Annotated in this window: 19 protein-coding genes; 11 read left to right on the top strand and 8 right to left on the bottom strand. The window is 71.4% G+C overall.

Annotation, left to right across the window (positions count from 1 at the left end):
- Positions 1 to 56: 56 nt before the first annotated feature.
- Positions 57 to 890 (bottom strand): TetR/AcrR family transcriptional regulator, encoded by an 834-nt coding sequence (locus ACH34R_RS34945; protein WP_397565832.1) that lies wholly within the window; start codon positions 888 to 890, stop codon positions 57 to 59.
- 29 nt (positions 891 to 919) lie between these two features.
- On the opposite strand from ACH34R_RS34945, the gene ACH34R_RS34940 reads away from it, so the two are divergent.
- Both ACH34R_RS34940 and ACH34R_RS34935 read left to right on the top strand, forming a co-directional pair.
- The gene (locus ACH34R_RS34940; RefSeq protein WP_397565831.1) at positions 920 to 2,668 is read left to right on the top strand and encodes a right-handed parallel beta-helix repeat-containing protein; all 1,749 of its coding nucleotides are present in this window, start codon (positions 920 to 922) and stop codon (positions 2,666 to 2,668) included.
- 169 nt (positions 2,669 to 2,837) lie between these two features.
- Complete coding sequence (locus ACH34R_RS34935; protein ID WP_397565830.1) at positions 2,838 to 3,491, top strand: hypothetical protein; 654 nt, start codon at positions 2,838 to 2,840, stop codon at positions 3,489 to 3,491.
- Positions 3,492 to 3,539: 48 nt separating this feature from the next.
- On the opposite strand, the gene ACH34R_RS34930 is transcribed toward ACH34R_RS34935, so the two are convergent.
- From ACH34R_RS34930 to ACH34R_RS34910, 5 genes are read right to left on the bottom strand one after another with little or no spacing between them, the layout of a single operon-like run.
- Positions 3,540 to 4,469 (bottom strand): biotin-dependent carboxyltransferase family protein, encoded by a 930-nt coding sequence (locus ACH34R_RS34930; RefSeq protein ID WP_397565829.1) that lies wholly within the window; start codon positions 4,467 to 4,469, stop codon positions 3,540 to 3,542.
- Positions 4,466 to 5,104 (bottom strand): allophanate hydrolase subunit 1, encoded by a 639-nt coding sequence (locus ACH34R_RS34925; protein ID WP_397565828.1) that lies wholly within the window; start codon positions 5,102 to 5,104, stop codon positions 4,466 to 4,468. The genes ACH34R_RS34930 and ACH34R_RS34925 overlap by 4 nt, the downstream gene beginning before the upstream one ends.
- Positions 5,101 to 6,498, bottom strand: a complete 1,398-nt coding sequence (locus ACH34R_RS34920; protein WP_397565827.1) for a dipeptidase — start codon at positions 6,496 to 6,498, stop codon at positions 5,101 to 5,103. Before ACH34R_RS34920 ends, ACH34R_RS34925 begins: the two co-directional genes overlap by 4 nt.
- Positions 6,495 to 7,322: a LamB/YcsF family protein gene (locus ACH34R_RS34915; protein WP_397565826.1), complete on the bottom strand. Its 828-nt coding sequence runs from the start codon at positions 7,320 to 7,322 to the stop codon at positions 6,495 to 6,497. Before ACH34R_RS34915 ends, ACH34R_RS34920 begins: the two co-directional genes overlap by 4 nt.
- A gap of 1 nt (position 7,323) precedes the next feature.
- Positions 7,324 to 8,178, bottom strand: coding sequence for an urea carboxylase-associated family protein (locus tag ACH34R_RS34910; RefSeq protein ID WP_397565825.1), 855 nt, complete (start codon positions 8,176 to 8,178; stop codon positions 7,324 to 7,326).
- A gap of 247 nt (positions 8,179 to 8,425) precedes the next feature.
- On the opposite strand from ACH34R_RS34910, the gene ACH34R_RS34905 reads away from it, so the two are divergent.
- From ACH34R_RS34905 to ACH34R_RS34875, 7 genes are all read left to right on the top strand, one after another.
- The gene (locus ACH34R_RS34905; protein WP_397565824.1) at positions 8,426 to 9,799 is read left to right on the top strand and encodes an MFS transporter; all 1,374 of its coding nucleotides are present in this window, start codon (positions 8,426 to 8,428) and stop codon (positions 9,797 to 9,799) included.
- A 198-nt stretch (positions 9,800 to 9,997) separates the two neighbouring features.
- A complete protein-coding gene (locus ACH34R_RS34900) occupies positions 9,998 to 10,669 on the top strand; it encodes a GntR family transcriptional regulator (protein ID WP_397565823.1) in 672 nt (223 codons plus the stop codon).
- Between the two features lie 82 nt (positions 10,670 to 10,751).
- Positions 10,752 to 11,429, top strand: coding sequence for an RraA family protein (locus ACH34R_RS34895; RefSeq protein ID WP_397565822.1), 678 nt, complete (start codon positions 10,752 to 10,754; stop codon positions 11,427 to 11,429).
- Positions 11,429 to 12,079 (top strand): RraA family protein, encoded by a 651-nt coding sequence (locus ACH34R_RS34890; protein WP_397565821.1) that lies wholly within the window; start codon positions 11,429 to 11,431, stop codon positions 12,077 to 12,079. The genes ACH34R_RS34895 and ACH34R_RS34890 overlap by 1 nt, the downstream gene beginning before the upstream one ends.
- On the top strand, positions 12,076 to 12,702 hold the full coding sequence (locus ACH34R_RS34885) for an RraA family protein (RefSeq protein ID WP_397565820.1): 627 nt from the start codon (positions 12,076 to 12,078) through the stop codon (positions 12,700 to 12,702). The genes ACH34R_RS34890 and ACH34R_RS34885 overlap by 4 nt, the downstream gene beginning before the upstream one ends.
- A complete protein-coding gene (locus ACH34R_RS34880; protein WP_397565819.1) occupies positions 12,695 to 13,855 on the top strand; it encodes an aminotransferase class I/II-fold pyridoxal phosphate-dependent enzyme in 1,161 nt (386 codons plus the stop codon). The genes ACH34R_RS34885 and ACH34R_RS34880 overlap by 8 nt, the downstream gene beginning before the upstream one ends.
- Complete coding sequence (locus ACH34R_RS34875) at positions 13,852 to 15,153, top strand: amidase (RefSeq protein ID WP_397565818.1); 1,302 nt, start codon at positions 13,852 to 13,854, stop codon at positions 15,151 to 15,153. Before ACH34R_RS34880 ends, ACH34R_RS34875 begins: the two co-directional genes overlap by 4 nt.
- A gap of 50 nt (positions 15,154 to 15,203) precedes the next feature.
- Here ACH34R_RS34875 and ACH34R_RS34870 read toward each other — a convergent pair whose 3' ends face one another.
- Positions 15,204 to 16,088, bottom strand: a complete 885-nt coding sequence (locus tag ACH34R_RS34870; protein WP_397565817.1) for a LysR family transcriptional regulator — start codon at positions 16,086 to 16,088, stop codon at positions 15,204 to 15,206.
- A gap of 372 nt (positions 16,089 to 16,460) precedes the next feature.
- On the opposite strand from ACH34R_RS34870, the gene ACH34R_RS34865 reads away from it, so the two are divergent.
- Positions 16,461 to 16,850, top strand: coding sequence for a hypothetical protein (locus ACH34R_RS34865; RefSeq protein WP_397565816.1), 390 nt, complete (start codon positions 16,461 to 16,463; stop codon positions 16,848 to 16,850).
- Between the two features lie 121 nt (positions 16,851 to 16,971).
- On the opposite strand, the gene ACH34R_RS34860 is transcribed toward ACH34R_RS34865, so the two are convergent.
- Complete coding sequence (locus ACH34R_RS34860; RefSeq protein ID WP_397565815.1) at positions 16,972 to 20,520, bottom strand: protein kinase; 3,549 nt, start codon at positions 20,518 to 20,520, stop codon at positions 16,972 to 16,974.
- A 59-nt stretch (positions 20,521 to 20,579) separates the two neighbouring features.
- Between ACH34R_RS34860 and ACH34R_RS34855 the strand changes: the two genes are divergently transcribed.
- A complete protein-coding gene (locus ACH34R_RS34855; RefSeq protein ID WP_397565814.1) occupies positions 20,580 to 23,243 on the top strand; it encodes a BTAD domain-containing putative transcriptional regulator in 2,664 nt (887 codons plus the stop codon).
- Positions 23,244 to 23,266 lie beyond the last annotated feature (23 nt).

The raw sequence follows: 23,266 nt of genomic DNA, 5'->3' as shown, positions 1-23,266 counted from the left end.
TCCTGGGGGCGGCCAGGGGTCCGCCCGCTGCCCGGTCGCCCAGGCCGGGCGCCCGGTCAGGGGTCCGTCCGGCGCCTGCGGTAGGCGCGCTGCTGACAGGCTCGCGAGCAGTACGCGCGCGGCCGCCCCGACGCCGGCTGCTCCACCGGCTCGCCGCACATCCGGCACCGGCTTTCGTCACGGTTTTCGTCACGGTTTTGGGTGACGAGCAGTTCGACGCCGTCGAGCAGGCGGGCCAGGCCGAACTCGAACGGGTCCTCCGGCTCGTCGTAGCCGCCCGACTCCCACAACCAGGTGAGTGTCGGATAGCGGTCGAGGCGGGCGTAGAGCGAGTCGCGCGCCCCCCACCACTCCTCGTGACTGACGCCGCTGCTCTCCTCGGCCCGCCTGGTCTCCACCAGCCGCAGCGACTCGGCGTCGACGAACCTGCCGACCAGGTCGACCACGGCGATCATCTGGGCCGGCGTCAGGCCGGTGTCGCGCACCGTGGCGAGCATCGAGTCGTAGTACGCCACCGCGTTGGGCCCGGGGACGTGCCGGCCGCCCCGGATCTCCGCCAGCCACGGATGCCGCCGGCGCAGCTCGTACCCCTGCCGCGCGCACGCCTCCAGCCGCGTCCGCCAGGTCCGCCCATCGGGGGCCGTGACCCCGGCCAGGACCGCGTCCTGCATCAGGTCGACCAGGTGGTCGCGCCCCGGCACGTGCCGGTACAGCGACATCGTGGTGAAGCCCAGGCGCTCGGCGACCTTGCGCATCGACAGGCCGGTCAGGCCCTCGGCGTCCGCCACCTCGACGGCCGCGCGCACGATCCGGCCCGCGCTCAGCCTGGCACGCGGGCCCTGGCCCCACAGCAGTTCCACTCCGAGATCGGGGTCGTGCGCCTTGCCCATGTCATCCTCCTCGTTTACGGTGTATACCCATGTACGCCATAAACAAGCAAGACCTGTACGTTTCCCCGCACGGCGACGACGCCGGCCCCGGCACCCAGGAAAGCCCCTTCGCCACCCTCGACCGGGCCAGGCTCGCCGCCCGGGAGCTGTCCGGCGACGTCGTCGTCCACCTGCGCGCCGGCACTCACACGCTGGCCGCCACCCTCGTGCTCACCGGCGAGGACGGCGGCTCCGACGGCCACCGGATCACCTACCAGGCCTTCGGCTACGGCACCCCCACCCAGGAGACGGCCGTCGTCAGCGGCGGCCGGGAGATCACCGGCTGGCGCGAGGAGGACGGCCACCTGGTGGCCGACGTCGGCGACCTGGACACCCGCCAGCTCTACACCGGCGATCCGCTCCGCCGCGCCGAGCGCGCCGGCATCGACGCCCTGCCCGGCGACGCCACCCGGACCGTCACGGGTTACGTCACGGACAGCGCCGCCCCGCTCGCCTGGCGCAGCCCGTCCGACGTCGAGTTCGTCCACCGGGGCGTCTACCCGTGGACCGAGGCCCGCATGGGCGTCGCCGCCGTCACCGCCGATGGCGACGGCGCGGCGATCACCATGGCGCAGCCCGCCTTCGCCCGCGCGATCGAGCTCTACAACTTCACCTGGGAGGAGCACGTCCAGACCGGCCCGCCGCTGCCCACCAGGATCGAGAACGACGCCGCCTTCCTCACCGAGCCGGGCACCTTCGTCCTCGACCGCTCCCGCCCCGGCCACCATCGGCTGCGCTACCTGCCCCACCCCGGCGAGAGGCCCCGCGTCGTGGCCCCCGCCCTGGAGACCCTGGTACGCGTCACCGGCGCGCACGGCGTCTCCTTCCGTGGCCTGGTCTTCGCCGACGCCACCTGGCTGCGCCCCAGCGGCCCGGCGGGGTTCCTGCACTACCACGGCAACGGCCACTACGACGGCGGCCCCATCGAGAAGGTCGTCATCGTCGAAGGCCAGGCGTGGGTCACAGTGCCGGGCCGAGCCGAGACGATCCCGGCCTGCGTCGTCGCCGAGGACGCCGGCGACATCGTCTTCGAGGGCTGCCGGTTCACCCGGCTCGGCGCAGCCGGGCTCGGCCTGACCGGCGGCTCGGGGCTGGTCGTACGCGGCTGCGACTTCGACACCCTGTCCGCCTCCGCGATCACGGTCACCGGCAGCAGCGACGTCCTCGTCGAGGACAACCTGGTCGAGCGCGTCGGCCTGGACTACTCGGGCTCCCCCGGCATCGCCCTGTCCGGCACCGACGGCTGCACCGTCGCCGGCAACCACGTCCGCGAGGTCCCGCACTGCGGCATCGTGGCGGGACCCAGCCGCCGCACCCGCATTCTGCGCAACCTCACCACCGGCACGATGAGCGTGCTCGCCGACGGCGGCGGCGTCTACCTGTCCGGTCCTCAGGGCAGCTCGCACGACGACGGCGCCGAGATCAGCGGCAACGTCATCAAGGACACGCGCACGCCGTACAACTTCGGGCTCTACACCGACTACGGCGCCGCCTGGGTGACCGTCGAGGGCAACGTGGTCGCGGGCGCCGACAACACCGCCGCGCTGCAGGTGTCGCCGCCGCTGGACAACGTCGTCTACCGGGGCAACTTCTGGGACGCCGACCCCTACGGGGCCGACGCGGTCCCGAACGGGGTCACCTACGAGGACAACACCACGCTGGCCGAAGGACTGGACGAGGCCACCGCGCACATTCAGGCCCGCGCGGGTCTGCGGCGCGGCCGGGGGGCAGGAGCATGACCTGATGCACCTCGGCGTGAACGTCCCCGACTTCGGGCCCGGCACCGACCCGCACCAGCGACCTCATCGTCGATGAGACGACCGGCGAGGTGCCCGCCCGAACTCCGCACCGAGTTGCAGCTCTGGCTCGACGAGCCACGCCTGGGGAAACTGGCGTCGAGATCGGCTTATGACCGGTTTTCCCGATATCTCGGCTGGACCCGTTCGTCTTCATCTCTCGCACAGCACCGCATCCGGCAAAATCACCCACACAACGACCTCACCTTCCGCACTCGTGGCGCACATAAAGCACAAGCTGAGCTTCGATCTGGTCGCAGACAGGATCGAACTTGGTGAGGGCGGCCCGAAGGACAGCTGTGGAAGACTGCGTGACATGACGAGTGAGCGGGAGTCCACGCCGTCCGACGAATCCCACGAACCGCCACCTCAGCACCACCGGCCAGGTCCGCTCGAACATGAAGCGAGCCTGAACTGGACACCGCCGCCCCGGACCGTTTCGATCGCTTCGACGTTGTGGATCTGCTACGGGGCGATACTGGCCATCAGCACGATTCTCTATTTCCTCAATCCGCGATCGGCCCCTCTGTACACAGGGTCGTTCACGCTGTTCCTGCTGGCTGGTTACGGGGTAGTCCTTATCGTCCTTGCCAAGCTCATGCGGCGAGGGAACGCCGGCGCCCGAATCGCGCTGACCGTGCTGGGGGCCCTGACGCTGTTCGGTATCTGGACCGCCCTGTTCATCGTCCCGGCGATCGTGTTGCAGTTCCTAACGAAAAGCAACGCCTGGTTCCAGGCTGTCAACGCGCCGGTCGCTGATCAATAGAGCGCTACGCCGACGACGCCGTGGTGCATTGGGCCGCCGCAAGGCCACCTATCCGGATGGGAAGCCTTCTTCCTTCCGACGGTCAGCGCGGCGGGGCTCAAGGCGGGGGACCCGGTGGAAGCGAACGGTGTCGCCGGGGGCGAGCTGGGCTGCGAGAGGGAGGGAGGCCGAGGTCACGACGGCGATGACCGGGTAGCCCCCGGTGGTGGGATGGTCGGAGAGCAGCAGGATGGGCTGCCCGGACGGGGGCACCTGAAGGCCGCCGGTCACCATGCCTTCCGACGGGAGTTCGGCGGTCCGGCTCCGGGGGAGCACGGGGCCGGCGAGCCGGATACCGATCCGGTTCGCGTCCGCGGTGACGGTGTACGGCGAACCGGTGAGCAGTTCCAGCGCGTCCGGTGTGAACCAGTCGTCGCGAGGGCCCGGGACGATCTCCAGAGTGGGTGATTCGACGATCGCGCCGACGGGTGCGACATCGACGCCGGGCAGCCGGCCGGACGGACGCCCGAGCGGGAGCCGCCGGTCGCGGCACAGCGGGGCGGGGCCAAGGCCCGACATCAGGTCCGCCGATCTGCTGCCCAGTGCCGCGGGCACCTCGATACCGCCGGAGATCGCGAGGTAGGCCCGCACACCACGGCCCCGGCGGCCTCTCATGCGCAGCACCTGCCCCGGTGCGGCGTAGTAGGGCACGTTGGGGGTCAGCGGGGTCTCGTGGAGCCGGGCGTCGAGATCGGCGCCGGTCACGGCGAACCATCGGCCGTCGGAGAACTCGCCGATCAGGTGCCCGAAGGCGATTTCGAGACCCGCGGCGCCTTCGGGGTTTCCGACCAGACGGTTGGCGAGTTTCAGCGCGGGCGCGTCGAGCGCTCCCGACGGCGGGACGCCAAGGGCGGCGTGGCCGGGACGGCCGAGATCCTCCACCAGGGTGAGCGGTCCCGGTTCTCGGACCAGGAAGTACGGTACGTCGATGCTTCTCATGCGAGCGGCTCGAAACGCACGGCGACCCCGGCCGTGATCAGCGCCGGGGGGTCGCGATCGAGATCCCACAGGCGTTCCTCCACGGTGCCGAGCAGGTGCCAGCCGCCCGGTGACGGCCTCGGATAGACGCCCGTGAACTCACTGGCCATGGCGACCGCGCCGGCGGGTACCGAGGTCCGGGGGGTGTCTCGCCGCGGTAGCCGCAGGACCGGATCCAGGCCGACGAGATAGGCGAACCCAGGCGACAGTCCGAGGAAGGCGGCGGTGTACCTGGGACGGCTGTGCCGCTCGATCACCTCCGCGACGGTGATCCCGCAACGTCTCGCCACGTCCGCGAGGTCCGCGCCGTCGTACCGGATGGGGAGCCGCACGGTCGCCGGCGGCGCCGTCCCGCCGGACGGGGCCGCCGGTCCGCGGGCGAGGCGTACGGCGGCGGCCAGGGCGGTGCCGTGCGGCCGGTCCGCGATCACGAGGAGCGTGCGAGCCCCGGGGACGATGTCGGCCACGCCTGTGATGTGGGCCCGCGACAGTTCCTCGTGCAGCCGCCGCACGCTGTCCAGGTCGTCCAGCTCGATCAGGACCGCCCGGTCGCCGGCCGGGCGGATTCCGGCGACCCTGTCCGCACCGCTGGTCACCGCAGCCCGCCGGGACTCGCGAGTTCGTCCCACAGGTACGCGACCGCCTCCGCGCCCTTGAGCAGCAACGGCATCTCCACCTTTTCGTTCGGCCCGTGGTAGGCGTCGTCGGGCACGGTCATCACGACGAACACGACGGGGGCTCCGAGCGCATCGCGAAGGACGGCCGAGGGGCCCGATCCCCCCTCGCGGGTGTAGAGCACCTCACGGTCGAAGGCGCGCTCCAGGGCACGGGTCACCGCCCCGAGGGCCGGATGGCCGAGCGGCGTGAGGATGGGCCGGACGCCATCGGCGTAGAACTCGACCTGAGCCTCGATGCCGGGGGGCGTCAGGTCCTCCACCCAGCGCCGGACGGCGTGCTGGATCTCCAGGGGTTCCTGGTGGGCCACGAGCCGGAAGGTGACCGTGGCCCCGGCCTCGCCGGGGATGATGGTGTTGAGCCCGGGGCCCCGATGCCCGCCCCAGATGCCGTTCAGCTCGGCGGTGGGCCGGGCCCAAACGCGTTCCAGCGTGGTGTAGCCCTGCTCGCCGTACGCGACCCGCGACCGCGCCTTGGCCAGCCACTCCCGCTCGTCGAACGGCAGCCGCCCGAACAGGTCCCGTTCGGCCTCGGTGATCTCGGCCACGCGATCGTAGAAGCCGGGGATGGCGACCCGGGCCCGGTCGTCGTGCAGGCGGGCGAGCACCCGGCACAGCTCCGTCAGAGGGTTGCGCACGGCACCGCCGAAGGACCCGGAGTGCACGTCGCTCGACGGCCCGCGGAACACGATCCGCGCTCCGACGATGCCGCGCATCCCGGTGCACGTGGTGGGGACGTCCTTGGACCACATACTGGCGTCGGAGTTGACGACGACGTCGCAGGCGAGGCGATCGGCGTGCCCGCGCACGAGCGAGTCGAGGTTGGGCGACCCGGCCTCTTCCTCGCCTTCGATGAGGAGCTTGAGGTGGATCGCGGGTGCGGACCTGCCCGTGGCCGCGAGGTGCGCGCGTACGGCGAGGGCGTGGAAGAGCATCTGTCCCTTGTCGTCCGATGCGCCCCGCGCGTACAGCCGCTCGCCGCGTACCGTCGGCTCGAAGGGCGGCGTGTCCCACAGTTCGACCGGATCGACCGGCTGGACGTCGTGGTGCCCGTACACGAGCACGGTGGTGGCGTCCGGCTCCGCGGCGGGCCACTCCGCGAACACCGCGGGATGGCCTGCCGTCGGCCACACCTCCACCGTCGGGAAGCCCGCCCGCCGGAGGGCGCCGGCGATCCAGTCCGCGGATCGCCGGACGTCGCCGGCTCGGTCAGGGTCGATGGAGATCGAGGGGATGGCCAGCCATTCGGCGAGGTCGGCGAAGAACGCATCGCCGTTCGCCTGGATGAAGGCCCTGACGTCGGCTTCCACGGTCATCGGCGGGTGCTCCTCGGGGCGGGGTGGGCGGTTCGCGGGAGATCAGCGGGGCCGCCGAAGGCGCGCAGCGCCACCCCCTCGGACTCCAGCGCGGTCCGTACGGCGGAGAGGAGGGGAGCGGCCATGTCGGTGTCGCCGTGCAGGCACAGGGTGTCGGGGCCGACGTCGAGCACGGTGCCATCGACGGCCCGTACGGTTCCGTGCCGGACGAGTTCCAGAGCCCGCTCGACGATCGCGTGCTCGTCGTGCAGCACCGCGCCGGGCTCCGTGCGCGGCACGAGTGTCCCGTCGGCGCGGTAGGCCCGGTCCAGGTACGCCTCCCTGGCCACGGGCAGCCCGGCCGCGCGGGCGCGGCTCTCCAGCGCGGAGCCGCTGATCGCCAGCACGGCCAGCTCAGGATCGACGGACGCCACCGCGGCCACGACGGCGTCGGCCACGGAGGTGTCCTGCCATGCCAGGTTGCCGAGCGCGCCGTGCGGCTTGACGTGCCGGAGCCTGACCCCGTGCCGCCGGCAGAACGCGTCCACCGCGCCGATCTGGTACACCAGGTCGGTGGTGATCTCATGGGTTCCGAGCGCCATCATCCGGCGGCCGAAGCCGACCAGATCGGGGAACCCGGGGTGCGCCCCGACGCGCACCCCGTGCCGCTTGGCGGCGGACACCGCCGCGTCGATGGTCCTGGGGTCGCCCGCGTGGAACCCGCAGGCGATGTTGGCCGAGTCGACCAGGGGCATGACCGCGACGTCGCCCTCCAGCGCGTAGCGGCCGAACCCCTCGGCGAGGTCGGCGTTGAGGTCGATGGCCGGCCGGGCGCGCTCGGACACATCAGCCCCCGTTCACAGACCAGACCGGTGCACGGAGGCCGTGCACGCCCTGATACGACGCCGGTGGCGTCGGAGACCAGCCATCGATCAGACCGGCGGCCGGGCGGTGGACCTCGACCGCCAGCGGCCTGCACACCTCCAGAGGATCACGGGCCTCCGGACCCCAGAACGGCAGGGAGAGGTCGCCCGCCGGGCACGTGGACAGCGCGCACAGCAGGTCCTGCTCGGCGAAGAACTCGAAGAAGTCCCCTGGCTTGGCGGGCGACGCCTTCATGAAGTAGCGGTCCTCGTCGTTCAGGCCGGTGCACTGGAAGATGTTGAGCACGTCGTGGACGTCCGACTCGGTCAGGCCGTACGGCAGTACGGCGCGGACCAGGTTGGAGTGGCAGTGGAAGTCGAAGTCCTCGCCGGTGAGGATGCGGTTGACGTAGGGGTCGCAGCGTGAGCCGAGCAGGTCGTGCACCCGTCCGCCGTCGCCGTCCACCCCGTAGGACTCCAGGGAGTCGCCGGTGACCGTCAACAGCGGTCGCAGGTAGGGAAGTGTGGACCAAAGCCGGTCGTAACGGCTCACGTGAGCGCGTTGGAGCTGGCGGGTCCGCGCGGCCCAGAGGCGTTCCCTGGGGTTGTGGCGGTTCCAGACGTTGAAGTCGCCGACCTGTGGCCCCTCGTCCGTCGTGATGATCCGGCACAGATGTCCCGCGGGGACCTCCCATGCCCGGCCGGACCGGATCGGGATGACGAACGATTCGGTCATCTCGCGCTCGCCGGTGCGCTCGGCCAGCCGATCGTAGAAGCGCCGGTCGACGTCGAGGATGCTGCCCGCCTTGGCCTGGTAGGCCGCCTGGGGAGAGGTCATCTTTCACCTCGTTCTGATCGGCGGTGGGGGTCAGCGGACCGTCCACCGCACATGGTGATCGTCCTGTCCTCCGACAGGGTAGGCGGCAGATTGCTCCACAATCAAGAGGGCGATCAGAGCTGGACCAACCTGGAGAAGTGTCGATGATCTGCCCAGTATCGCTCCGAGCATTGACGAACATTGTTGAGCAATCTATGTTCTCCCTACACCTCCAGGCCCAGAAAATGCCCCCCAAGCAGGAGGAATGATGACCACACCCGACAAGACCGAGTCGCCGACCGGGCCGCCACGTCGCGGCGCCCCCACCCGAAACGTCATCGACGACGCACCCATCACGTCGTTCCACCGCAAGCTCACCCTCTTCTGCGCCGGCGGCCCGTTCCTCGACGGCTACGCGCTCGGCGTGATCGGTCTCGCCCTCCCGCAGATCACCGCTCAGTGGAACCTGAGCGGTTTCTGGCAGAGCGCCCTCGCGGTGGCGCCGTTGGTCGGCTTTCCCGCGGTCGTTCTCCTCGGCTACCTGACCGACCTGATCGGACGCCGGGTGATGTACGTGCTCGACATCGTCGCGATCACCGTGATCGCGGCCGCCCAGTTCTTCGTCACCGACATCGTCCAGCTCGTCGTGCTGCGGGTGCTCCTCGGCATCGCCATCGGCGCCGACTATCCCATCGCGTCCTCGCTGCTGGCCGAGTTCGCGCCACGGAAATCCCGGGCCAGGCTGATCGGCCTGCAGACCATCATGTGGTCGGCGGGAAACGCGATGGCCTACCTGATCGCCGTCGTGCTCACCCAGTTCGGACCGGGGGCGTGGCGGTGGATCCTGCTCTCCCCCGCCGTCATCGGGGTGGCCCTGGCCGTGTCCCGCGCCGGAATGCCGGAGTCGCCGCGCTGGCTGCTCAGCAAGGGGCGCTCCGAGGAGGCGCTCCAGGTGCTGCGGTCCGTCTATGGGCCGGACGCCCAGCTCACCGGGCTCCACGAGGAGCCGGCGAAAACCAGCTTCCGGCTGGTCTTCCGGCACCCGTACCTGCGCCGCACGGTGTTCGTGGGGATCTTCTGGGCCTGCTCGATCGCGCCCGTGTACGCGCTCTACGTCTTCGGGCCCAAGCTCCTGGCCGCGTTCGACCTCAGCTCATCGGGCGCGGTGGACATCGGGTCGGTAATGATCGGCCTGCTCTTCCTCGCCGGAACCCTCGTCGCCACCGCGGTCGCGGACCGGATGCGCCGCCGCACCCTGCTCATCTGGCCGTTCGTGGTGGCGAGCGCGAGCCTGCTCGCGCTCGGCGCGCTCGCCGACGCGCCGACGCCGGTCGTGGTGCTCCTGCTGGGCATCTATGCGATCGCGATCGGCGGGCCCACGATCCTCCAGTGGATCTATCCGAACGAGATCTTCCCGACCGAGATCCGCGCCACGGCGTTCAGCGTCGGGCTCGCCATCAGCCGCGTCGGCAGCGTGATCGGGACGTTCGCGGTACCGTTCCTGCTCGACGGCACGGGCATCTCGACCACGATGCTCGTCGTCGGCGCCGTGAGCGTGATCGGCGCGATCGCTTCGCTCTTCCTGGCACCGGAGACGCACGGCAGGCCGCTCAGCGAGGCCGCCGCACGCGAGCAGTCCTGACCGGCGCAAAGACCGGACTCTCCAGGGCTTTCCGAGGACTCTCCGGGACTCGCCGGAATTGCTCAACAACCGGAGGTGCGGCATATCCGGCACCGCTCCGCGCCCGCGATTTCACCCCATCGCCAGCGCACTCACCTGTGCGTTCGCTTCCCGATCGCCCGCGTCGAATTGTTGATCAATCACTGTTAATCTGAAGGTATGTCACAGCATGCCGACGAGGCGGGCAGTCCGAGCGCAGCCGATCGGATCGCCGACATGCTACGCGAGCGGATCCTGGAGGGCGCGCTGCTGCCCGGTTCTCCGCTGCGGGAGATCTCCTTGGCCGCCGAGCTGAAGATCTCCCGCAACACGTTGCGGGAGGGGCTTCGCCGCCTGGTGGCGGAGGGCCTGGTCGTCCAGGTCCCGAACAAGGGCGCCGCGGTACGCACCCTCACCCGCTCCGACGTACGCGACATCTACCGCGCGCGCCGCGCACTCGAAGTGCAGGCGGCGACGGAGAGCGCCACGGCCGACGACGACCGTTTCGCCGACATGGAGGCGGCGGTGATCGCCAGCGAACGGGCGGAACAGGCTCGCGCGTGGCGCGCGGCGGCGACCGCCAGCCTGCGTTTCCATCAGGCGCTGGTCGCCGTGCTCGGAAGCCGGCGCGTCGATGACTTCTTCCGCAGTCTTCTGGCCCAGTTGCGGCTGGCCTGGGCGGCTTCGGGGGACGACGAGGCATTCCAGCGCACCTGGGCCGGACGTGACCGGGAGCTGTACGAACTGCTGCGCACCGGTCGCCGTGCGCAGTGCGTCGGGGCGCTGCTGGTCTATCTCGAAGACTCCGAACGGCAGGTCCTCGACGGCGTACGCGCCACGCGGGTCGGATGACTTCGCATCGAGTCGCTTCTCATATCGCCGGTAGACGTATCAGGACCTTCCCAATATCGATTGGCCCTGATGAGCTGAGTCCGTGGACGACAAGGACGACGACAAGGACATGGCGCTGCTGGCCGGCTACGAGGCCCTGGACAGCACGACGATCAGCGACGCACTCGACGCGGCCGGCCTGCCCAGTGGCATCGGGGGGATGGTCCCTGTCTGGGGACATCCCAAGGTGGTGGGTTTCGCCGCCACCGTCGAACTCGCCCCCGTCACCGATCAGACGGCCGGCACGCACATCGCCGCGTCGGCCGTCGCGGCGGGCGGCCCGGGCAATGTGATGGTGATCGCGAACGGCGGGCGGACCGACGTGTCGTGCTGGGGCGGTCTGCTCAGCCTCGGCGCGCGGCTGCGCGGTGTGCGCGGCGTGGTGGCCGATGGCGCGTGCCGTGACATTCGCGATGCGCGTGAGCTGGCCTTTCCCGTGTACGCCCGGGGCGGGGTCCCGGCCACCGCACGCGGCCGGCTGCGGCAGGTGAGCGCGGGTGAGCCGGTCCGGATCGACTCGGTCACCGTCGCGCGGGGAGACGTGGTCGTCGCCGACGAGAGCGGGGTCGTGTTCGTGCCCAGGGCCCGCGCGAGGGATGTCCTGCTCGCCGCCCAGGCGCTCGACCAGCGGGAACGGGCGATAGCCGACGACCTGCGCGCGGGCGTACCCCTGGACGCGGCCATGCGGGACGCCCGGCTGGCCGGGATCGAGGAGCACTGATGGACGACCTGATCACGCGCGCCTCGGCGCTGCCCACCGCCGCCCTGTCCGACGCGCTCGACGCCCTGGGGCTCCCCGGCGCGCTGCTCGGCCTCGTCCCGCTCGGGCCGGCGGCCAGGCTCACCGGGCACGCCTTCACCGTCGGCTACGAGCCGGCCGGACGCGGAGACGGCGACGTGGGCGACTTCCTCGACGACGTGCCGCCCGGCGGCGTGGTGGTGATCGACAACGCCGGCCGTACCGACTGCACCGTCTGGGGCGGCATCATGACGCAGACGGCGATCGCCCGGGGCGTGGCGGGCACCGTGATCGACGGCGTGTGCCGGGACGTGGCCACATCTCTCGACCGGGAATATCCGCTCTTCAGCCGGGGCAGGTTCATGCGGACCGGCAAGGACCGGGTGCGGCTGACCGCCGTCGGCGGCCGGGTGTCCATCGCCGGAGTGTCCGTCGCGCCAGGCGACGTTCTGCGCGGTGACGCCGACGGCGTGGTGGTGGTCCCGGCCGCGCGGCTGGAGGAGGTCGTCGAGGTGGCGGGCCGGATCGAGGAGGCCGAGCGCGCCATCGTCCGGGCGGTACGCCAGGGGCGCGCGCTGCGGCAGGCCCGCGCCGACTTCGGCTACCACGGCCTGCAACGGGGGCCCCGATGAGGGTGCCGCACGGAGGGGGACACTCCACCGCGACCCTGTACGAGGCGTCCGGACTGGACTGCGCCTGCGCCCGGGGATTGCGGCCCGCCTGGCCCGGAGCCCGCCTCGCCGGACCCGCCTACCCGATCCGAGGGACCGGCGGGGACAACCTCGCCCTGCACAACGCGGTGGTCGCCGCGCCGCCGGGCCATGTCCTGGTCGCCGACCTCCAGGGGGCCGCCTGCGGGCATTGGGGGGAGGTGCTGGCCGTGGCCGCCCAGGCGCGCGGGCTGCTCGGCCTGGTCATCGACGGCGGGGTCAGGGACGTGACGGAACTCGCTCGGCTGCGTTTTCCCGTCTTCGCCTCCTCCGTCGCGGTGTTCCGGACCGCCAAGGACCATCCCGGCCTGCTCGGCGAGCCCATCGTGCTGCGGGGCGTACCGGTCGCGCACGGCGACCTCATCGTCGCCGACGAGGACGGCGTCGTCTGCCTGCCGGCGGCGGAGGCAGGGCGGGTGCTGGCCCTCGCCGACGAGCGGGTCCGCGCCGAAGAACGAATCCTGGCCGGGTTGCGCGCTGGAAGGACCACCCTTGAGCTCTACGACCTCTCCCCTTCCGGACCCCGAGGAGGGGCCGGTGAGTGACAACGCCATCCTCGCCATCAGCGCCCGCGCCGCGCGGCTTCGCGCCGAAGGCGCCGCCGTGATCAGCCTGGCCGCCGGCGAACCCGACCTGCCCACTCCCTCGCACATCACCGACACCGTGGCACGGATCGCGGGCGATCCGGCCCTGCACCACTACGGCGGCGCCGCCGGGCTCCCGGGGCTTCGGGCCCTGGCCGCCGCCCGGCTCGCCGAGGCGACCGGACTGCCGTGGAACGCCGGTGACGTCCAGATCACCCTGGGCGCCAAGCACGCGCTCGCGCTCGCCCTCCAAGCCGTACTCGACCCCGGCGACCAGGTGCTGGTCACCACCCCCGGCTGGCCCGGGCACCACGGCGTGATCGAAGCCGCCGGAGGCGTCGCACGGACCGTTCGGGCCGGTGCCGACGCGGGCTTCCTCGCCACGCCGGACGATCTGGCACGCGCGCGCACTCCTCGCACCCGGGCGCTCATCCTGGCCGGTCCGGGCAATCCCACCGGTGCCGTCTACCCCCGCGCGGCACTGGCCGAGATCGCCGACTGGGCGCTGCGCCATGATCTGTGGTGCATCACCGACGACATTTACCAGGAGTTCGTCTACGACGCCCCGCACACCGCGCTGCTCGCCGCCGCCCCGCACGCCCGGCAGCGCTGCATCATGATCAACGGGGTCTCCAAGGCCCACGCCATGACCGGCTGGCGCGTGGGGTGGCTCGCCGGTCCCGCGTCCGTCCTCGCCCGCGCGTCACGCGCGGTTTCGCGGACCATCACGCACGTCCCGCTGATCACCCAGGCCGCGGCGGAGGAGGCACTGAGCGGGGGCCGTGCGTCGGTGCGCGCGGCCCACGACCGCTACCGTGCCAATCGCGACATCCTCCACGAAGCGCTGAACTCGTTGCCCGGGGTGGACTGCCCGCTGCCCGCCGGTGGGTTCTATGTCTTTCCCTCGGTGGCGGGCCTGCTCGCCCGCCATTCCGGACGCTGGAGCAGCGCGAGCGACCTGGCCGCCTGGCTCCTGGAGACCGCTCACGTCGCCGTCGTGCCCGGCGAGGTGTTCGGGGCGCCGGACCGGCTTCGGATCGGCTTCGCGGTGAGCGGCACCGCCATGGCGGAGGCCATCGACCGCCTGCGCCGTGCCCTGGGTCACCTCACATGACCGATCGCCGCGCCGGCGCCGGTCCGGGGCGGCCGGCGTCCCGGACCGCCCCCGCCCCCACCACGGCGGCCGAATCGGTGGAGGCCGCGATCAGCGCGGCGACCGCGCACCCTGACGTGTTCGAGGTGCTGCTGGCCGGCCGGGCGCGGGCCGCGGCGGCTCTGATCGACCGCGCCGAACTCACCGGTCCACTGGCCGGCGAACTGATCAGCGTCAAGGCCAACATCGACGTCGCGGGTGTGGTGACCACGGGCGGCAGCCGCGCCCTGCGCGCCGCCCCGCCCGCGACCACCGATGCGGTCACTCTGAGGGCCCTGTGCGCCGCCGGGGCGATCCCGCTCGGGCACGCGGCCATGACCGAGCTCGCGGAATCGGCGGTCGGGCTCGGTCCCGGCATCGCCAACCCGCACGATGCCCGCAGGGTGGCCGGAGGTTCTTCCACCGGTGACGCCGCGGCCGTGGCACGCGGGCTCGTTTCGCTGGCCCTCGTCTCCGACGAGGGCGGCTCAAGCCGGATCCCGGCGGCCTTCTGCGGCGTCGTCGGCTTTCGCCCCAGCCGTGGCGCGCTCTCCCGCGACGGCCTGCTGCCGCTGTCCCCCACGCTCGACGGGCCCGCCCTGATCGCCAGGGACGTCGCCACCGTACGGCGCGCGTTCGACGTACTGGCCGGTACGCCGCCGAGCGCGCCCCGTCACCTCACCCGGCCGATCCTGGCGCTGCCCCGCACCTATGTCTGGGACGGCTGCGACCCGCACGTCCAGACGTCGCTCGATCATCTGCTGAAGCGGCTGGGCGAGCACTTCCGGCTCACCGAGGTCGACATACCGGAATTCCACCACCTCCCGGCACTGCGTGAACAGGGCGACTTCGCGGCAGCGGAGACCGCCGCATGGGCCCGCTCGGCCCCACTGGACCGCGACCTGCTCGGCCCGCTCGCCCGCGACCGCCTCGAACGAGGAGAACGGCTCCGGGCATGCGACTACTTGACGGCGCTGCGGACACGCGAACGCCTGATCACGAGTGTGGACGCCCGCACCGCGGGCTGGGACGCCGTGCTCATGCCCACCGCCCCCAGGCTCCCGCCGTTGTTCGACGACCTGAGCACCGAGAGCGAGAAACAGATCAATCCCCATCTTCTCCGGACGAGCAGGCTCGCCAACCTCCTTGACCGCCCGGCCGTCACCCTTCCGGCCCCGGCCAACCGGCTGGTCGGCCTCACACTGGTCGGCGGCAGGGGCGCGGATCACCGGTTGCTGCGACTCGCGGCCATGGTCGAGCGGGCACTCGGCTCTTCATGAGCCGTACTTCGCCCGCCGTCGCGGGCCGGGCCGCGCCGTTCGTCTCAGCGCTACCCGGCCTGCATCAGAGCACAGCTCACGAAATGCTCCACAAGCGGCTCAGTGTCCGTGGCCCGGCGGACGACGGCGAGTTCGACCAGGAAGACGGGCTCCCGCAACGACAGGTACGCGACGCCGCGCGCGGGTGCGCTCGCGGAGGTGTGCGGGACCAGGCCGACCCCCAGTCCACAGCCGATCATCGCGAGCTGCGAATGGATGGATTTGGCCTGATGCCGCGGCTCGGGGCTGAACCCTGCCCTGCGGCAGGCGATGACCAGCTCGTCATGGTAGGTGGGCGAGATCGACCGCGGGATCCACACCCACGGCTGATCGGCCAGCACACCCAGATCCACGACGCCCTCGGCGGCCAGTTCGTGCCCCTCGGGAACGGCGGCCACCAAGCGGTCCCGGCGCAGCGGGTCCGACCGGAGCCGTTCGTCGTCGGCCCCGTGGCGGATCACCGCGATGTCGAGGTGCCGGTCGAGCAGGGCCCGTACCCCCTCCATGGTGTCCACCTCCCGCACCCGTAGGTCGATGTCCGGACGGCCGGCGTGGAATCGGCTGAGAATGGCGGGCAGCGGTTCGGAGAACGCGCTGGTGACGGCACCGATGGCCAAGGTCCCGAGGTAGCCGGCCTGGGCCAGCTCGGCGGCCACGCCCGCCCGCTCGGCCGCCGCCACCAGCGTGTAACAGTGCCCGAGGAACACACGCCCGGGTTCGGTCAGCGCGACGGCGCGGCTGGTGCGTTCGAGCAACCGTGCGCCGAGTTGCCGTTCGAGGTGACGGATGGCCTGGCTCAGCGGAGGCTGCGACATCCGCAGCCGCTCGGCCGCCCGGCCGAAATGCAGTTCCTCGGCGACGGCGATGAAATAACGGGCCTGCCGCACCTCGATCATCGAGTCGTCTCTCGACTCGATACGGCTTCTTTCATGTCGCTCACGATATCGTCATCTCCGCGCCGAGACCGCCCCTGATCGGCGCTGTCCATGATCGAGCACACCTCACGGGACGTTCCCGGGAACCGGGCAAAGCGACCGTGACCACACGCATGGCATCGCCGCCTATACCGACCGCCGCTTCTACGGAGTGGTCAGACCTCACATCTCGGTCGCCGGTAGTTGTCCAAACGCCGCTGTTGCCTCCCCCGATGTGCGCGCAATGCACGCGTTCTCGACTCAACAGTGACTCAACAGACCCTCAACATGATCGCTTCTACATTCCGCCTCAGAACTTCCTCACAGGAGCAGTGAAGAACGGAAGGAGAACACATGCGATCCCTCAGGACGCTGGTGGTGGCGCTGCTGACCACCATGGCCCTCCTCGCCATTCCGGCCCTCGCCCAAGCCGCGCCGACCACATCCGGGCTACGTTCCGCGTCGGCCACGACGGGGCTTCAGAGCACCACAACCTCCGCGGGTGCGGGGGCCCCGACGGCGCTCGCGCAGGGCAAGCCCAATCCCTGCAAGCGGTTCAAGAGCAGTTGGAAGAAGTGGCTGATCTGCCAGGCCGTCATGAAGGCCGGCGGCATGGCTCTGTGGAACAAGCTCGAACAGATCGCGAGAAAGGGCTGGACCCACTTCAAGAATCACCCGACGGTCAAAAGGTACGTTCGCAAGCACGCGCGGAGCCTCTACTGCATGCTCACCCTGAAGTGCTAGTGGCCGGCCCGGGTCTATCCGAATAGCTCGGGCCTGTTAGAGCCGGCCTTCCGCCTCCCCGGCCCTATAGGGATCGGGGAGGCGGCGTGCGTTGGGGGCGGATCTGAGCGGATCTGATTTCTCAAGGGCAGACCGTTCGGAACGGGGTGTCGGGGGACACGTACTGCGCCCATTGAGCGGGGGTGAATGAGCCGCCGGCGATCGCGCAGACGGCGGCGGGCAGGTCCTCGGGCATGCCCACGCCCCACAGTTGTACGGTGTTGTCTTCGCTTCCAGTGGCCAGGGTGTCGCCGTCCGGACTGAACGCCACCGACGCGATCGCGTCACTGCGGCCGGCCAGCGGCGCGCCAAGTTGCCGCCGGGTACGCACCTCCCACAACCGCACCGTACCGTCAATGCCGCCACTGGCCAGGGTATGGCCGCCCGGACTGAACGCCACCGACGCGATCGCGCCGCTGTGGCCCGTCAGCGGCGCGCCGAGCTGCCGGCGGGTACGCACCTCCCACAACCGCACCGCGCCGTCAATGCCGCCACTGGCCAGGGTGTCGCCGCCCGGACTGAACGCCACCGACGTGATCACGCCACTGCGGCCGGTCAGCGGTACGCCGAGCTGCCGGCGAGTACGCACGTCCCACAACCGCACCGCGCCGTCACGCCCGCTGCTGGCCAGGGTATGGCCGTCCGGACTGAACGCCACCTTCGTGGCACTGTGGCCGGTCAGCGGCGCGCCGAGCTGCCGGCGGGTGCGCACGTCCCATAGTCGCATCGTGTCGTCAATGCCGCTGCTGGCCAGGGTACGGCCGTCCGGGCTGAACGCCACCGAAATGATCGAGTCACTGTGGCCGGTCAGCGGCGCGCCAAGTTGCCGGCGGGTACGCACCTCCCACAACCGCACCGTACCGTCACGGCCGCTGCTGGCCAGGGTACGGCCGTCCGGACTGAACGCCACCGACGTGATAGCGCCATTGTGGCCGGTCAGCGGCGCGCCGAGCAGCCGGCGAGTACGTACATCCCACAACCGCACCGCGCCGTCGCCACTGGTGGCCAGGGTGTCACCGTCCGGACTGAACGCCACCGACGCGATCTCATCACCATGCCCGGTCAGCGGCGCGCCGAGCAGCCGGCGGGCGCGCACGTCCCACAACCGCACCGTACTATCACTGCTGCCGCTGGCCAGAGTGCGGCCGTCCGGACTGAACGCCACCGACGCGATCTCATCACCATGCCCGGTCAGCGGGTCGCCGAGCTGCCGACGGGTACGTACATCCCACAACCGCACCGTGTCATCGCCACTGCTGGCCAGGGTATGGCCGTCCGGACTGAACACGACCTTCGTGCCACTTTGGCCGGTCAGCGGATCGCCGAGCTGCCGGCGGGTACGCACGTCCCACAACCGCACCGCGCCGCCAAGGCTGCTGCTGGCCAGGGTATGCCCGTCCGGACTGAACACCACCGACGCGTTCACGCCACTCTGGCCGGTCAGCATTACGCCGAGCTGCCGACGGGCGCGCACGTCCCACAACCGCACCGTACTGTCACTGCCGCCGCTGGCCAAGGTATGCCCATCCGGACTGAACGCCACCGACGTGATCGAGTCACTCTGGCCGGTCAGCGGGTCGCCGAGCTGCCGACGAGTACGTACATCCCACAACCGCACCGTACCGTCATTGCCACCGCTGGCCAGAATGCGGCCGTCCGGACTGAACGCCACCGACGCGTTCTCGTCACTCTGGCCGGTCAGCGGGTCGCCGAGCTGCCGACGAGTACGTACATCCCACAACCGCACCGTGCCGTCATTGCCACCGCTGGCCAGAGTGCGACCGTCCGGACTGAACGCCACCGACGTGACCGCGCCATTGTGGCCGGTCAGCGGATCGCCGAGCTGCCGACGAGTACGTACATCCCACAACCGCACCGTGCTGTCAGTGCCGCTGCTGGCCAGAGTTCGACCGTCCGGACTGAACGCCACCGAAATGATGGTCTCGCTGTGGCCGGTGAGGACGCCGCGTGCGGGGCGGACCAGGAGGTTGACCATGGTGGTGTGGGCCTCGTCGGTGGGGCTGATCCGCCAGGCCGCCGCGGCCAGCCGCGCCGCGAGGGAGGGGTCGGTGGTGAGTTCGCTTTCCGCGGCGAGTTGGCGGGAGATCGCGAGGTCGCGTTGCCGGTCGGCGGTCTGCTGGTTGCGCACGGCGATGCCGGCGGCCGTCACCGCCACGGCCAGCAGGATGCTGAGGGCGGCGGTCAATATCCGGCGTACCCGCCGCGTGCGGGTGGCGGCTCGGCTGCCGGCGGTCAGGAAGGCTCGTTCGGCCTCCAGCAGCACCAGCTCGCCCCGCCCGGTGGCGGCCCAGCCCAGCAGCCGGTCCAATTGCGAGCCGTGCAGCAGGTCGCCGAGTTTGCGGCCGTGTTCGTCCCATACCCGCGCGGCCTCGGCCAGCCGGTGCAGCATCGGCAGGTCCTGGCGATGGGCGGCGACCCATTGCCGCAGTCGCGGCCAGGCGTGTACCAAAGCCGGGGTGGCCAGCGTGTAGGCCCCCGCCTCGGAGACTGTGACCAGTCCGGCTGAGCCGTACAGTGCCAGTAGCGCGTCGGTCGCCGCCCCGGGCGGCAGCCCCGCCCGGGAGACGGCGTGCAGACTCCCGTCACCGCCGGCCATGCGCAGCAGCACATCGGGCAGAACGCGCTGCTCGCGGCCGGACAGTTCCTGATAGATCGCCTCGGCGATCTGCCCGAGATCCGGGTCCGGATCGGGTACGCCGGTGAGCGCCGCGGCGGCGCGGCCTCCGGCGGCCAGAAGCTCGTTGCCGTGGGTGCCGAGCAGGGACGCGAGCAGTTCGGTGGCGGCGGGCCGGTCGGCCGGGGCGTGCGCCAGAGCCGCCGCCACCAGGGTGCCGAGCGGGGCGGGCAGGGCGGCCAGATCGGCCGGATCTGGGTGGAAGTCCAGCACGGCGGCCATGAGCGCGGCCGGAGACGCGGCCGGAGACGGGGCCGGAGACGGGGCCGGAGACGGGGCCGGAGACGGGGCCGGGGACATGGATGGGGCGGAGGCTCGGACCGGGTCTTTGCCTTTGGCGGCGTACAGCACGACCAGCCCCCACGCCCACACGTCGGCCGCCGGAGCGGCGGCGCGGCCGGTAAGCACCTCCGGCGCCATATAGGCGATGGTCCCCATGATCGGCCCGCTGGTGGTCGGGCCGACCTGACGGGCGACGCCGAAATCGACCACCCGCGGCCCGTCCGGGCCGAGGATGACATTGTCGGGTTTGAAGTCGCGGTGCACGATGCCGGCCGCGTGGATGGCGGTCAGCGCCGTGGCCATACCGATCGCCAGCCGCCGCAGCGCGTCGCCCTCGTAGGGGCCGTTCGCCTGCATCGCGCGGCGCAGGTCGGGGCCGGGGACGTACTCGCTGACGATGTAGGGCCGGTCGGCGTCGGCCGCGACCTCCCACACCGCGGCGGTGCAGAAGGAGGCCACCCGCCGGGCGGCCTCGGCCTCGGCGGCCAGCCGGGTGCGTGACAGGCCGTCGTCCAGGCGTGGGACTTTGACCGCGGCCCTGCGTCCGGTCTCGTCGTAGGCCTCATAGACCACGCCCTGACCGCCGGCGCCCAGCCGCCGGGCCGGCCACCAGTGGCCCAGCCGGATCGGATCAGATGGGAGGAGAATGTCCATCAGATATGCGATTGTGAACCGCTGAAGGCGCGTTCATCCACCCACTTGGGGGATTCGTCGTGGATTTTCGCATATTGGGGCCACTCCAGGTGTGCGACGGCGGCCGGGACCGCACTCCGGGGGTCCCCAAGCATCGCGAACTGCTGGCGATCTTGATTCTCAACTCCCGCCGCCCGATGACCGTCGCCGAGCTGCGCCGCCTGCTGTGGCCGGGCGAGACCGGTGAGCGCTCCGACTCCCTGATCCGCGGGTACGTCGGCGCGCTGCGCAAACTGCTCGGCCGGGAGATGATCGCCACCCGGTCCGGCACCTACACGCTGATGGCCGATGACGAGCAGATCGACCTCGCCCGGTTTCGCCGGCTGGTGACGGCCGGCGGGCCGCAGGAGGTGGCCCAGGCGCTCGCGCTGTGGCGGGGTCCGGTACTGGCCGATGTCGATCCGGAGGCCGTGCGCTGGCAGGAGACCGGGCGGCTGCGCGCGGAACTGGCGGAACTACGGCTGCTGGCGCTTGACGCCCGGATCGGCCACGACCTGGACGCCGGCCGTCACCAGCAGGTACTGGCCGAACTGCAAGACCTGGTCGCCCGGCACCCGGCCCGGCAACGGCTGCGCGGCCACTACATGCTGGCCATGTATCGCAGTGGCCGGCGCGTGGACGCCCTGGCCACCTACACCGAGCTACGCCGTGAACTCGACGACGGGCACGCCATCGAACCCGACCCCGCGCTGCAACTCCTCTACCACCGCATGCTGCACGACGATGTCGCGCTGCACCTGTCGGCGGGCCCGCCGATGCTGCTACCGCACGATATCCCGGCCTTCACCGGACGCCGCGACCTCATCGACCGCGTTATCGGTGACCAGGTCATCGTCCACGGCCCGGCCGGAGTGGGCAAGTCGGCCCTGGCCGTACACGCCGCCTGGCGGCACAGGCAACGCTTTCCTGATGGCGTCTTATACGCCGACCTGCGCCAGACGCCCTCCCCCGCGGCCGTCGCCGAGGACTTCCTGCGATGGCTGGGCTGCCCCGCCCAGGCCATCCCTCCCGATCTCGACGCACGGTCACGGCTGCTGCGCACCTACAGCGCCAACCGGCACCTGCTGATGCTCCTGGACAACGCCACCGCCGAAGGCGAGGTACGGCCCCTGCTCACCTCCTGCCCCACGGTGATCACCAGCCGTTCCGCGCTGGCCGGGCTCACCGCCGCGACCCGCCTGCTGGTCGGCCCGCTGGACGCGGCCACCGCGACCGAGTTGCTGACCACCCTGATCGGCCCCGACCGCGGGGGTGTCGCTGAACTGGTGGAGATCTGCGCCGGGCTGCCGGCGGCGCTGCGCATCGCCGGGGCCAGGCTCGGCGCCCGCCCCGACTGGCCCGTGGGCTACCTGGCAGGGCTGTTACGGGATGAAGGCAGCCGGCTGGACCGGATCCAGGCCGGTGACCAGACGCTGCGCGGGGTGTTCCGCCTCGGCTACGACGGACTGCCCGAGGCGGCCCGCCGGACGCTGCGCGGCCTGGGCGCGCTGTCGGCGCCGAGCGTCGCCGGCTGGGTGACCACGCGCCTGTCCCGGCGAGCGGCCGGGGAGGAGGCGGTGCCGGACCGCGCGATGCCAGGGCACGGCGAGGCGATCGAGGACGGTGATCCCGAGGCCGAAACGCTGGTGGAGGCGGGGCTGCTGGAACACCACGTGATCGACGTCGCCGGGCAGGCCCGGTACCGGATGCACCCGCTGACCCGGCTGTTCGCCCGCGAACTGCTCGGCGAGGGCGTCTGTGACGTGCTGGCCGACCTGGCCCGGGTGACCGCCGCCCGCATCACCGCCTCCCGGTTCGCGCTGGTTTCCGGCGTCCCCGGCACGGTTCCGGCCACCATCGACATCCGCGAATCGATCGAGTGGCTGCTGGCCGAGCGGGAGTTCCTCGTCGCACTGGTCACCGACCTGCACGGCAGCGGCCTGGACGAGGAGTGCCGGCGGTTGGCGCACCTGCTCGCGCCGTTCCTCGGCCGGCACCGTTTCCTGGCCGACTGGCGGCACGTGACCGATCTGGCCTTGGAGGCGGCCCGCCGCTCGGGCGGACCTCGGGATGAGGCACTGATCCTGCGCGACCAGGGCGACCTGCTCCACGCCGAGTACCGCTACGCCGAGGCGCACGACCAGCTCAGGCTTGCCCTCGCCGCCTTCCTGCGCGCCGGCGACCACCGCAACGCCGCCCGGACCCGGCGCAGACTCGGCCAGGTCCACCTCGCTCTCGGCCGCCTCGACCAGGCCGAGCGCACCCTGACCGGCTGCCTGCCCGCGACGGCCATCGGCGACACGCGGGAGACCGCCGAAACACTCCACGCCCTCGGCACCACCCTGATCCGCGCCGGGCGCACTCAGCAGGGCATCGAACGCTTGGACGAGGCCGCCCGCCTGTTCGCCGCACTGGGCGACCGGCACCGGCACTGCGACGTCCTCCTGGAGACCGCCGCGGCCCACCTCGCGAGCGGCGACACCACCGCCGCCAGGACCGCCGCCCAGCAGGCCCGGGCCATCGCCACGGCCCTCGGCGACCCGCTTCTCGGCGCGTACGCACTCCTCACCCTCGCCCGCCTCGCCCTCATCGAAGATCATCCCCATGCCACCAGCCGAGCCCGCGACCTGGCCGCCGAAGCGCTGACCACCTTCACCCGGACGGGCGACGACCACGGTCGCGATCAAGCACTCGCCCTGCTGTAGCGGAGCTCACAATGCGGGGCATT

Origin of the sequence: Spongiactinospora sp. 9N601 (genome assembly GCF_044326295.1) — a bacterium.
Classification (GTDB): Bacteria; Actinomycetota; Actinomycetes; order Streptosporangiales; family Streptosporangiaceae; genus Spongiactinospora; species Spongiactinospora gelatinilytica.
The sequence above is the reverse complement of the archived record's forward strand: the minus strand, read 5'-3'. Positions and strand labels throughout refer to the sequence as shown.